Source organism: Micromonospora sp. NPDC092111, from assembly GCF_044755745.1.
GTDB lineage: Bacteria > Actinomycetota > Actinomycetes > Mycobacteriales > Micromonosporaceae > Micromonospora.
This window is the reverse complement of record NZ_JBIVRQ010000012.1, coordinates 1-11,994: the sequence shown is the minus strand read 5'-3', so window position 1 is coordinate 11,994 and position 11,994 is coordinate 1. Positions and strand designations below refer to the sequence as shown.

The following is an 11,994-nucleotide window of genomic DNA, read 5'->3' as shown; positions in this document are numbered from 1 at the left end:
GCGTGTTCAGAAGGCCAAAACCGCTGTCGCCGAACGGAAAGTCGGTGGTCATCACCGGTGCGTCCTCCGGGCTCGGCCGGGCCGGAGCCGCCCATCTGGAGCAGCGCGGCTTCCGGGTGTTCGCGGCCGTACGGCGCACCGAGGACGGCCAGAAGCTCCTCGCCGAGTCACGGTACGACCGCATCTCCCCGATCATCCTGGACGTCACCAAGCCGGACGAGATCAGCTCGGCGGCCGACGAGGTGTCCGCCGCGGTGGGTTCCCCGGGGCTGTGGGGTCTTGTCAACAATGCCGGCATCAGCGTTCCCGCCCCGCTGGAGTGCCTGCCGGCCGAGCAGTTGCGGCTGCAGTTGGAGACCAACCTGGTCGGCCAGCTCGCGGTGATCCAGGCGTTCCTGCCGCAGCTTCGCGCCCGCCGGGGCCGGATCGTGAACGTGACGTCCGGCCTTGGCCGCATCGCCCTGCCCTACCTCGGCGCGTACGCCGCCTCCCAGTTCGCCAAGGAAGGCATGAGCGACGCGCTGCGCCGCGAGCTCGCGCCGTTCGGGGTGTCGGTGTCGGTGGTCCAGCCGGGTGCGATCCGGACCCCGATCTGGGAGAAGATGGCCAGCGCCGGCCGGGACATCATGGCCACGGCCCAACGACGTGACCTGTACCGGGGATCGTTCGACCGATTCCTCGCGATCAACGCGCATCAGCTCGAGGTTTGCCGGACCACCCCGGACGACTTCGCCGCGGTGGTGGCCGAGGCCCTCACCGCGCAGCGGCCCAGGACCCGCTATCCGGTCGGTGCGGACATGCGCAGGACGCGGGTGCTGACCCGGCTGCTCCCCGACTCCGCGCTCGACAGGCGGCTGTCCCCACTTGTCTCGACCGACTGAGGAGGACCCATGAGTGACCAGGAGATCCGTACGCGGGCGCAGGAGGCGTTCGCTCGAAACCTGGAGTACATCGAGGCCGACAAGATCCGGGAATGGGTCGATCTGTTCACGCCGGACGGTGTGCTGGAGTTCCCGTACGGCCCGCCGGGTGTGCCGTTCCGCTTCGCCGGCCATGACGCGTTGTACGCGCACATGAAGAACTTCCCGGAGCTGCTCCGGGTGCGCTTCGCCGACCTGGTCTTCCACGACACGGTCGACCCCGAGCTGGTGATCGCCGAGTTCCGGGCGGACGGCAAGGCGGTCCCCACCGGCCGCGACTTCCACCAGACCTACATCTCGGTCGTACGGACCAGAAGCGGGAAGTTCGTCCACTTCAAGGACTTCTGGAACCCAATGCCGGTCATCGAGGCGCTGGGGTTGGACACGATCGAGCAGATCGACGCCGCGTAGGCCGGCCCGCGCGACCGCGTTCCGGAGTGGACACGCGAGGAAGAGAACCCGTTGCTGTCGCCGTGCGGGCCGGACGGGATCCGGTTCCGGCCGGCACCCGCCGGGTCCCGGGCCGAGTTGGTCGAGGCAGTCGACCCGGGCCGGGTACCGGCCCGGCTGTCCAACGAGGTGCTGGAAGTCGCGGCCTAGGGAGGGGCACCAATGCGGTTGGCCGACAAGATCATTATCGTTACCGGCGGCACCCGAGGCCTCGGCCGGGCCATCGCCGAGCAGTTCCATGCCGAGGGCGCAACCGTGATCTGTGCGGCCCGCAACCCCTACGACATCGGGGAGGTGACCACCGACCGCCTTGTCTACCAGCGGGTCGACGTGACGGAGGAAGAGTCCGTCCGCGACCTCATGCGGTCCACGGTGGATCGCTTCGGACGCATCGACGTGCTGGTTGCCAACGCCGGCGTGAGTCGGGACGGCAAGATCGTCAGGCTTCCCCTCGACGACTGGGACACCACCGTCCGCACCAACCTCACCGGCGTCTTCCTCTGCACCAAGGAGGCCGCCGCCCACATGACCACCCGTGGCGAGGGCAGGATCATCACGGTCTCCTCGTGCGTCGCGACCAAACCCGTCCCCGGCGCCGCCGCCTACAGCGCCACCAAGGCCGCGGTGGAGGCATTCACCCGCACCGCGGCCATCGAGCTCGGGCCCAAGGGTGTCACCGTCAACTGCCTGGCCCCCGGCTACATCAACGGTGGGATGGGTCGCCGGCTCGCCGCCGTACCCGAACGCTGGCAGCGCTACCAGTCCCGGCTCGTCCTCGACCGGCTCGGCACCCCGGAAGAGGTCGCCGCCGCCGCGATCTTCCTCGCCTCCCCCGCCAGCTCCTACATCAACGGCCACATCCTCGAAGTCAACGGCGGCCTGCGGTGGATAGCCTGACCGCCGGTCGGCACGTCCGGCTCGACGGGCGGCGGTCACGGCCTGCGCGCCCAGCTCCACCCGGGTCAGTGCGGCGACCCACCGCTCCCGGGTGGCACCGAGCCGGGCCCGGGCCTGCTCGACGGCCTGCTCCGCCTCGCTGATTTCGTGGGCGGTGCGGCCACGTCGGCCAGCACCGCGTCGGCGCCGACACTGTCGCGCAGCGTCCGGTACGCCTCCGCCTTTGTCCCGATGCCGGGAACGGGCAGTACGGGCGGCGTCCTGTGCGGCGGTCAACCGGTCGACCGCCTCGTCGTGCCGCTGCCGCGCCTGGTCCTCCTGCTCGGGCGGCGGCCGGCCGCGCGCTCCAGGCGTACGCCGCGCTTCTCGAAACGGTCCACCGCCTCGGCGGTGTCGTCGACCCGGTCGACCGGTAGCGACCGATCCGCAGCCGTCCGGCGCAGGGCGGTCGCCGTGGCGGCTCGCGCGGCGAGGGGTCTGGTGTGCGCTGCTACGCCACGAACGAGGAGGCGAGCGCCGGTCTGGCTCCTCGCGCGTCGCGCGGCGTCGACGCAGCCCCGTCGCCCAGACCTGGGCGAGCGTTGGCACCCGAACGCGCCCGCTTCCTCAACGACGAGTCTTCACATCTTGGCAGCGGCGCGCGGCTCCACTACCGTCCATGGAAACGCTCCCATAAACCTAGAAACATCGATGTGATCAGGAGGCAACACGTCGTGGCTATGCTCCCCTCGCTCCGCCGCAGATCGGCGGCCACCAGCGTGGCGGCCGTCGCGGTCGCCACCGCCGTCGGCGTCTGCCTCGCCGTCGGCAGCGCCTCCGCCGGCACGCTGTCCGGATCGCTCTACCGCGATCCGAGCTCGGCCGTCGTCCGCTGGGCCGCCGCCAACCCCGGCGACTCGCGTACCGCCGTCATCCGCGACAAGATCGCGAGTCAGCCGCAGGCCCGCTGGTTCGCCAACTTCAACCCGTCGACCGTGCAGTCCGAGGTCTCCGGGTTCATCGGCGCCGCCAACGCGGCGCAGCAGATCCCGGTGCTCTCGGTGTACGAGATCACCAACCGGGACTGCGGCGGAGCCAGCGCGGGTGGGGCACCCGACCTCAACCAGTACCAGACATGGGTGTCCAACTTCGCCAGGGGGCTGGGCAACCAGACCGTCGTCATCATCCTGGAAACCGACTCGCTCGCCCTGCTGACGTGCCTGAACAGCAGTGAGATCAACGCGCGCAACCAGGCGATCACGACGGCCACCCAGACCATCAAGTCGGCCAACCCCAACGCCAAGGTGTACCTCGACGGCGGCCACTCCACCTGGAACAGCGCGGGCGAGACGGCCAACCGGCTCCGGGCGGCCGGCGTGCAGTACGCCGACGGCTTCTTCACCAACGTGTCGAACTTCAACTCCACCTCCGGCGAGGCGAACTTCGGTCGGGCGGTCATCTCCGCCCTCGCCGGCATGGGCATCCCGGGCAAGCGCCAGGTCATCGACACCAGCCGCAACGGGGGCGCCAGCGGAGACTGGTGCGGCGACGACAACACCGACCGGCGTATCGGGATGTACCCGACGACCAACACCGGCGACAGCAACATCGACGCCTACCTTTGGGTGAAGCCGCCGGGAGAGGCGGACGGCTGCCGCTACACGGCCGGTTCGTTCCAGCCGGACCTGGCCTACAGCCTGGCCAACGGCGCGCCCAACCCGCCCACCACCGCGCCGCCCACCACCGCTCCGCCGACCACGACCCCGCCGACCACCGCGCCGCCGACGACCCCGCCGCCGACCACGGCTCCCCCCACCACCACGCCGCCGCCGACGGGTAACGGCTGCTTCGCGTCAGTGTCGGTCAACCAGTGGTCCGGCGGCTTCACCGCGAGCGTGACGGTGACCGCCGGCTCTGCGGACATCAACGGCTGGACCGTGACCATCACGCTGCCCGGCGGCGCCACGGTCACCAGCGCCTGGAACGCCCAGGCCAGCGGCACCAGTGGGACCGTCCGGTTCACCAACGTGAGCTACAACGGACACGTCGGCGCCCGGCAGTCGACCAACTTCGGCTTCCAGGGCACCGGCACCGGCCCGGGCGCGACGGCCACCTGCGCGGCCGGCTGACCCCACCCGATGCCGCAGGCCCGGCGCGGAGGACCACTCTCCGCGCCGGGCCTGTCCCCGCCATGCGGTACGGGCCGGCCGGCACCGGAATGACGGGTGAGCAAACGTCACCGTCCGGCGGCCAGGACGACGGCCGCGACGGCCATGGTCAAGCCGATCCTGCCAGCGCGGGTGTCCCACTCGCGCTGGCGGTAGCGGTCGGACGCCGTGATCGGACGGCACCGCAGTACGCGGTGTGTCGCGCAGGGGCACTCGTGGCAGGCGGGCTCGTGCGGGCTCACCTCCGGGATTTCAGCAACGTCAACCTCGCAGCCTGGCGCGGCTGGGTCGAAGCCGTGTGCTACCAGCGGCCGACCACCGGGCGCGGTCGTGTGGTCGACGGGTGGTCGGCAGCCGCCCGGACGAACGGTGCCACCGCAGGTGAACGTGTGCCACTCCCTGCCACTCCGTACCAACCCGCAGGCCGCTAGACTGGGCCCTCGCGCCCTCGTAGCTCAGGGGATAGAGCATCGGTTTCCTAAACCGTGTGTCGCAGGTTCGAATCCTGCCGGGGGCACCACCGCGAGTCTCTGACCAGCCACTACCCCAACCCGGTGTTAGATCTCTGCCTATGAGGTTTTGAACCGTCCCCCGAAAACCCGGTAACACGTGTAAGCGATCAGGTTTTGGTGGATCCGCGCTGTGGGGTGTCGATGGCTATCCCTGCGTGTCTATCCCACGCCAGTGCTGGCCTGCTACCACGCCGGTGGCCTGGTAGCAGGCGGCGATGACATGCTGGCCAGTGGTGTCGGTAGTGCGGGAGCCCGCGCCGTGTCTCGCCGTCCTCGGCGATTCGCGGCGTCGGTGGTCCGCTCTGTCCGCTGCCAAGCGTCGCCCATCACGCCCTTCTTCCCCTTCGAAGCTTGACGGGACCGACTCGCGGCGGACCTCGCCCGGATCTTTGGACCTCTGCGCGGACACCCCAGGCGGTCGGGGTTGGCGCGACGACGGGGCCAGGACGACGACGGGCCGGGCGGTCAACCGCCCGGCCCCTCGAGGACCGCTCAGGCCCGTTCTCGGTCAGCCGAAGGACTTCACCGTTCCCCAGTCCTGCTCGATGACGATCTTCACCGGTCCGCCGGTGTTGGTGCTGGACGGGTGGTAGATCCGCAGTTTCCCGTCGGAGGAGAACCGGGCCCAGAAGTCGGGCACCCGGTCCCCGTTCACGTCTGGAATACCGATGAGCGTGTCGATGGCCGCCTCTGTCCAGCCCGTCCCGTACGAGACGTCTCCGTCGCGGGAGTTGACGGCGGTCTTGAGTGAGTCCAGGTTGACGCTGCCGGGCACCGTGCCCGGCTTGCCGTGCCGCACGTACATGTTGCCGTTGTCCAGGTTGCGCCAGAGCAGGTCCGGCGTGCCGTCCAGGTCGATGTCCGCCATGTTGACGACCTCTCGGCGGGACCAGGCGGTGCCGTCCATGAGGGTCGCGGACTGGAAGCTTCCGCCGGTGTAGCCGTTCAGCACCCAGAACTGGGTCCCGGAGCGGACGACCAGTTCCGGCAGCTTGTCACCGTCGAGGTCGCCGACCGCTTTGATCTGCGTCCAGGTCGCCGGGGCTGGGAGGGTGGGCGTGCCGGTCGGCAGCAGCACCCGCAGCCGACGGTCCACCGGGAAGCTGCCGTACCCGTCGCCGGGGTAGAGCCAGAAGCCGCCGTCCGGGGTACGGGCGAAGAGGTCGGTGGTGCCGTCGCCCGGGTAGGTGTCGCCGTACTTGGTGATTAGCGCGGCTGGGCCGACGCGGAGTTGCCAGTGTCCCGGCGGGTTGAGTGTGCCGTCGGCAGCGTACGAGCTGGTGAGGGATTCGTGTAGCTCGCCGCCCTCGTCGCCGGGGTAGGGTGCGCAGCTCACCGCCGAGGGTGATCGTGAGCAGGTCGGGGATGCCGTCGCCGCCGGTGTCGCCGGGCCCGTCGGCCTGGTCCGACGGCGGCAGGTAGAAGGTGTAGCGAGTAGGTTCGCTGCGATTGCCGGCCGCGTCGTAGGCGTACACCTCAAGCATGTTCGGACCGGTGTGGCGAGGTTTGAGGTCGGGCACCTCGGCGACGCCGTTGGTGGCGGTCACCGGGACGCTGCCGACGCCGCCGAAGGAGTAGGTGAACCGGGTTGCGCCGGTAGCACTGAACTTGACCCTGCCCGTTTCGCCGAACTTCACCGTCGCCCAGGTCGCCCCGTCGTCGGTGGCCTCCTTGAAGACCTCGCTGGTCACCTCCGGTGCCGGCGGCGCGGCGGCGTCGACGGTGAGCCGGCAGGGCTCGGCCCCGGTCGGGAAGTACGCCGACTCCGCGCCCGAGGTGTCCTCGGCCCGGACGTTCCAGGAATAGACGGCCTTGTCCTCCAGCGTGCCGGCGACGACGGTCAGGGTGGCCTTGCCGGCGCTGTTGGGGGTGACCAGGGTACCGGCGGGCACGGTCGTGCCGTTCTTCCAGAATCGGAAGCGCAGCGACTTGAGGTTGCCGTCGGGGTCGGCGGCGGTCGCCGAAAGCACCAGGTTGCTTCGAGCGACGGTGACGCCACCGCCCGGCCCGGGCACGCAGTTGCCACCGGGGGACGAGGTGACGTTCGTCGGGATGCCGGGCGGCCGGTTGTAGACGACGGTCAGCTCCGCCGAGGTGGCCTTGAACTTGCGCCAGGTCAGCGTGTCGGACTCGCTGGTGGCCTGCATGCCGAAGGTGAGGTTGGCCAGGCCGTTGTCGGCACCCTGCTGGGCTGCGTTCCGTACGTCGAAGCTGACATAGTCGTCGGCGCAGTTGCTGCCGTAGCCATACGCGAACGACTTCTTCTGCTGCAACGTCTGCCAGCTCGGCTGGGAACTCCAGGTGGTGCCGGAGGAGATCGCTCCGGTGAGCCAGAGCTGCATCTCCCGTGTGGTGCAGGACCACGAGTGGTTGTTCAGCACCTTGAAACTGGCGGAGCTGATCGCCGCGCCCCTCATATCGGTGCGGTACTGCATCCGCCAGAACGAGCGGGTTCGCAGTGGGGTCTGCTGCTCGTAACCGACTCGGGCATCGGAGGTGCCGGAGTTGAAGTTGGTGCCGTTCCAGGTGTTGGTCTTGGGGTGTTGCGAGTAGACGGTCGCCCAGGCGAGTGTGCCGCTGATCAGGGTCGGGTCGAGGAAGACGGGGAAGGTGACGGTCGGATCGGTGAGCAGACCGGTGCCGGCGGCGTCCAGGTGCAGCCGGGCGTTACCGGTGCCGTCACCGTCGAGCCGGGTGCGGATTGGGGCCTGCCGAGCGCCCGGTTCACTGCCGGCGAGGCCGGACAGCCGCAGCACGTCGGCCGGGGTGTCCACTGCGGTACGCGGCACCGCCTGGGGATTCTCGGCGTCCCGCCCGGCGGAGTCCCAGGCGAAGGGGGAGGGAACCGAGGCGACCTCCCGACCGTCGGCCGGGTCGAGGGCCTGGACGCCGCCGGTTTTCGGGTCGTGCCGGAAGATCGCCGTCGTGGAGCGGAGTCCGTAGCTGAGCGCACCGACGGCCCGGACTGTCTCGGGGGCGTCGTTCTTGACTATCAACAACTGACCGAAGCCGCCTGCCTCGCGGGCGACGACGAGCAGGTCCACCCCGGGCAACACTTCGGGGTAGAGGGCGCGCGGGCCGTCGAGCACCGGCTCCGGCAGCGGGCCTGGCCAGGTGTAGGTGAGGGTATGTCCGTCCGTCTCCAGCTCGGCCAATACGCTGGTGACGTCCGCGCTACCGGCTGTACGAACTGACCGGTGAGACGAAGTCGGTCACCTCGAACAACGGTGACGAGCAGGCACTGACCTGGACGTACGACGGCAAGGTCGAGCGGATCACCGGCCTGGGCAGCAAGGGACGGACCCCGTACGTCGGCCTGGCCGACAAGTGTCTGGACCTCAGCTCCGGCCTCGCCCAGGCCAACCAGCCAATCCAGCTCTACTCGTGCAACGGCTCGCCCGCCCAGAAGTGGACCTTCGCCCCGGTGCCGGGCATGAACCAGAACGATCCGAACCTGGGCACCCTCGCCGGTCCCGAGGGCTGGTGTGTCCAGCCGGCGGCCACCACCGCCGGGTCGACGCTGCGCCTGCAGAAGTGCGACCGGTCGGCTGCCCAGCACCTGGTGCGCTCGTCGACCGGCCAGCTCAGGCACGTCGCCTCCGGGCTGTGCCTCGCCGTGCAGAACGCGGCCCCGACCAACGCCACCCCGATCGTGCTGGCCGCCTGCGACGGCGTCCCCGCGGCCCAGCAGTGGGAGGCACAGTCGGAGACCCGGCACGTCTACGGGCCGGGCGGCAACCGCCTGCTGACCATCCAGGGTCGGCAGGCCACCCTCAACCTGGGCGAGTCGCAGGTCACCGTCGGCAGGGGCGGCGCGCTGGTGAACACCCAGCGCACGTACGCCGCCCCCGGTGGTGCGGTGGTTCGCTACGCCCACGGCGTCAACGCCCCCGGCCTGGTCGCCCTCGCCGGGGACCACCAGGGCAGCCCGTATGCGGAGGTGGGCCTGTCCAGTGGGATGCCGGTGCGGATCCGTAAGCAGGACCCGTTCGGCAACCAACGTGGCGCGGCCGATCTGGGCGCGAACATGCAGACGAACACGGGTTTCCTCGGCGCGACCCGGGACGACGCCTCCGGGTTCGTGCCACTCGGCGCGCGCCTGTACGACCCGTCGGTGGGTCGGTTCCTGTCGGCTGACCCGGTGCTGGACTTGACGGACCCGCAGCAGAACAACGGCTACACGTACGCACACAGCAATCCGGTGACGCATTCGGACCCGTCGGGTCTGTCGGTGGCGTTGACGGCATCGGAGATGGCGGCGGCGCTGGCAGGTGCGGGTCTGTCGGCGGCGCAGGTGTCGCAGGCGCAGGCCAACATGGGCCGGTCGTTGATGTCGGTGATCCTTGACTCGGCCTGGTACATGCTGAAGGAGTTCATCGGCATCAATGACGCCCTGAACTGCTTCGGTGGCGACATGTGGGCGTGCGGCAGCCTCATCATCGGGGCGATCCCCTGGGCCAAGCTCGGCAAGATCCCCGCCGTGATCAGAGCTATCGACCGGACGATCGCCGCGATCCAGGCATGGCGGACAGCGAAGCGGGCCGCCGAGGTGGTCCTAGCGGCGGCGCGAGCGGCCGAGACGGCGGCGTTGAACGCGAAGAAGCTGGCGATCGAGCGGGCGAAGAAGGCCGCGCAGGCGGCGGCGAAGAAACCGGTCGACAAGGTCAACACGACAAGCAACGCGGCGGCGCAGGCGGCGCGGAAGACGGGTAACCCAGTTCAGAAGCAGGCGCAGGCCAAGGGCAACCCGAAGGCGTCCTCGGCCGCCGCGTCCGGCGGTGGTGGCAAGAAGCCGTCCTCTTCTGGCGGGGGCGAATCGAAGTCGGGTGGTGCGTCGGGTGCGACCGCACGCAGCAACGGCGGAGCCAGCGGTGGCGGCGCCGGCGAGGCCTGTACTCGGCCCAGTAGTTTCCTTCCCGGTACCCGGGTGTTGATGGCCGACGGGTCGACCAAGCCGATCGAGCAGGTCAAGCCGGGAGACAGGGTCAAGGTCACCGATCCGCAGACGGGTCGGGTCGAGGTGGAGACGGTCACCGCGGCGGTCACCAGCCAGGGTGTGAAGAACCTGGTGAGGATCACGGTCGACGCCGACGGCAACGGGCCGGAGCCGGCCGACCTGATAGCGACCGAGGCGCACCCGTTCTGGGTGCCCGAGCTGGGTGAGTGGATCCACGCCACGGACCTGCGGTCGGGACAGTGGCTACGGACCAGCGCCGGCACCCTCGTCCAGATCACCGCCATCGAGCGGTGGACCGTCCTACAGACCAGAGTCCACAACCTCACGGTCGCCAACACCCACACGTACTACGTGGTCGCAGGGGACACGCCAGTCCTGGTCCACAACTGCGGGGACAACGTAACCGTTTATCGAAAGCAGGACACTTCGATCCCAGAAACGATGCGACTGTCGGTCGGTGCCGATGGCAACATTTCTCATTCTGGCTCGGGCCAACTGTATTTGAACATGACTGGGGATATTTCACATTCAGCAGCGTTTAAGGGTGACCAGCTCGTAGCATTCGATGTTCCGCGATCCTATGTCGATCAGATTGCTAGCGAATCACTGCCTCAACGCATGCCGCGCGGATGGCCTGGGACGAGAAGAGACTGGAACCAGGCGCGTAAGATGGCTCCTGATCAATCTGATGGCCCTGGGCTCTTGGGCTCCCGGACCCACTATATCGACGGATTGCTGGATGCGGTTATTCCTGGATCGGGTCGACTGATATGACGGAGTGTTGAGGATGAATCGTTATGATCTAGCCAGTGAGGCAGCCCGCGTCATGCATCGGCCTGGCGAGGGGCCGGTTAGATCATTAGCCCTGCTAGTGGTCGTGCCTGCGGCGGGTCCGGAGGCATACGCTCAGCGTCTCCGCACCCTTATCGGAGCTGCCATCGATATTGTGCGGTCGGCTGACTTCGATCAGGAAGATGTGCCAGTTGATGCCTTGCCTCAATGGTTCATAGAGTTGTCAAATGAGGAGTCGGTAACCGGTGGAAACGATGACGCTGGCAACGAAGGAAAACGGCGATACCTGCTGACGCGGGATAGTCGTCCCTGGGGAAGCGGGGATTGGATTTATTGCTTTGAGCCTGGTCTTCGTGCATGGTCATGGTGGGATGTGACCCTGGGCGTGGACGGCCGAGTGAATGTGTGGGTTGACACGAAAGGCGAGGCCCATATTGCATGTGAAGAGCTGTGGTGGGCCGTCCATGTTTCTGGTGCATTGATGGTGGAGCCAATCGTTTTGGAGTCTGCCGAAGTTTGGCGCGGACAGGAGAGCCTTCCGGCAATTTCGTAGACCCAAAGGACGACTCCGAAGCGTATTTGGCTCGTCACGTTGTGCATCGACGGGCGTGACAGTTCGCTCGGGTTGCCGTCACGGTTGCCGTCAGGCAGGTCGCATCTATGTAAGATCGTCGATGTGATTGCCCAATGTGGACAGGGGGCTGTCGCGCCTGGCCGCTGGCGTTCGCTGGGGGACTGGGCGAAGGTGTTCGGTGGCGTGCCGCGTAGCGGTGCGGCGTCGATCGCCAGTAGCCGCCGCTCGGCCTGACCGTCGAAGCGATCGTCACGGCCGTGCGCGCGAGATGGTGCCGCTTCCGTCTTCAAGCGTTCGTTGCGTGGGCGCGTGCGCGCGGGGCCGGGACGGCTGTAGCGCGTGCGCGTGCGTCCGGCGTAGCCGGGCGCTCTTGATCCTGTAAAGCAGTTTTGAGCCAGTCGGATCTTGGTCGAGGGCCTTGGTTCGGCTGGCTCACTGCTTTGGTGCGCGGTTGCGGCTGCTGCGGGGGCGCTTGTCGGGTGGCGGGGCGTGCTCGTCGTTGCTGGGCCTACGGAGGTGTTCGGGCTGTTGGGCGAAGTTGCCTCGGTCGGCCTGGTATTTGATCACTTCGTTGATGAGGTCGCTGTTGGTGTCGGTATGGCGCAGCAGGTCGTGTAGGGCTGCGTTCTTGTCGTCGGCAGTGCGGGCACGGTGGTAGCGCATGGTGATGGCCTGCTGGTCGGCGAGGTAGGCGGTGACTCTGCGGCGCAGGTCGGGGTCGTCGATGGGTTCGCGCAGAACGCCG

The 11,994-nt window shown here is 68.5% G+C and carries 7 protein-coding genes, 1 tRNA gene and 2 pseudogenes; 8 read left to right on the top strand and 2 right to left on the bottom strand.

Annotated features, from left to right (window positions below; translation table 11 throughout):
* The first annotated feature begins 2 nt into the window (after positions 1-2).
* From ACIQG9_RS21800 to ACIQG9_RS21775, 6 genes are all read left to right on the top strand, one after another.
* Positions 3-881 carry an SDR family oxidoreductase gene (locus ACIQG9_RS21800; protein ID WP_400405235.1) on the top strand — a complete coding sequence of 293 codons (879 nt, stop codon included), beginning with the start codon at positions 3-5 and terminating at the stop codon, positions 879-881.
* Positions 882-890: 9 nt separating this feature from the next.
* Positions 891-1,331, top strand: a complete 441-nt coding sequence (locus tag ACIQG9_RS21795; protein WP_400405232.1) for a nuclear transport factor 2 family protein — start codon at positions 891-893, stop codon at positions 1,329-1,331.
* Positions 1,332-1,382: 51 nt separating this feature from the next.
* The gene (locus ACIQG9_RS21790) at positions 1,383-1,520 is read left to right on the top strand and encodes a hypothetical protein (protein ID WP_400405229.1); all 138 of its coding nucleotides are present in this window, start codon (positions 1,383-1,385) and stop codon (positions 1,518-1,520) included.
* A gap of 12 nt (positions 1,521-1,532) precedes the next feature.
* Positions 1,533-2,267 (top strand): SDR family NAD(P)-dependent oxidoreductase, encoded by a 735-nt coding sequence (locus tag ACIQG9_RS21785; protein WP_400405227.1) that lies wholly within the window; start codon positions 1,533-1,535, stop codon positions 2,265-2,267.
* Between the two features lie 719 nt (positions 2,268-2,986).
* The gene (locus ACIQG9_RS21780; RefSeq protein ID WP_400405625.1) at positions 2,987-4,375 is read left to right on the top strand and encodes a glycoside hydrolase family 6 protein; all 1,389 of its coding nucleotides are present in this window, start codon (positions 2,987-2,989) and stop codon (positions 4,373-4,375) included.
* A gap of 483 nt (positions 4,376-4,858) precedes the next feature.
* Positions 4,859-4,934 (top strand) — tRNA-Arg (locus tag ACIQG9_RS21775).
* 500 nt (positions 4,935-5,434) lie between these two features.
* Here ACIQG9_RS21775 and ACIQG9_RS21770 read toward each other — a convergent pair.
* A pseudogene (locus ACIQG9_RS21770) lies at positions 5,435-8,096 on the bottom strand (FG-GAP-like repeat-containing protein); the annotation flags it as partial.
* A 263-nt stretch (positions 8,097-8,359) separates the two neighbouring features.
* Here ACIQG9_RS21770 and ACIQG9_RS21765 point away from each other — a divergent pair.
* A complete protein-coding gene (locus ACIQG9_RS21765; RefSeq protein ID WP_400405224.1) occupies positions 8,360-10,657 on the top strand; it encodes a polymorphic toxin-type HINT domain-containing protein in 2,298 nt (765 codons plus the stop codon).
* Between the two features lie 13 nt (positions 10,658-10,670).
* Positions 10,671-11,228 (top strand): hypothetical protein, encoded by a 558-nt coding sequence (locus ACIQG9_RS21760; RefSeq protein ID WP_400405222.1) that lies wholly within the window; start codon positions 10,671-10,673, stop codon positions 11,226-11,228.
* A 453-nt stretch (positions 11,229-11,681) separates the two neighbouring features.
* On the opposite strand, the pseudogene ACIQG9_RS21755 reads toward ACIQG9_RS21760, so the two are convergent.
* A pseudogene (locus ACIQG9_RS21755) lies at positions 11,682-11,994 on the bottom strand (GntR family transcriptional regulator); the annotation flags it as partial.

Coding starts and splice junctions, on each gene's coding strand:
- ACIQG9_RS21795 (WP_400405232.1), top strand. CDS start 891: ATGAGTGACCAGGAGATCCGTACGCGGGCGCAGGAGGCGTTCGCTCGA.
- ACIQG9_RS21785 (WP_400405227.1), top strand. CDS start 1,533: ATGCGGTTGGCCGACAAGATCATTATCGTTACCGGCGGCACCCGAGGC.
- ACIQG9_RS21780 (WP_400405625.1), top strand. CDS start 2,987: ATGCTCCCCTCGCTCCGCCGCAGATCGGCGGCCACCAGCGTGGCGGCC.
- ACIQG9_RS21765 (WP_400405224.1), top strand. CDS start 8,360: ATGAACCAGAACGATCCGAACCTGGGCACCCTCGCCGGTCCCGAGGGC.
- ACIQG9_RS21760 (WP_400405222.1), top strand. CDS start 10,671: ATGAATCGTTATGATCTAGCCAGTGAGGCAGCCCGCGTCATGCATCGG.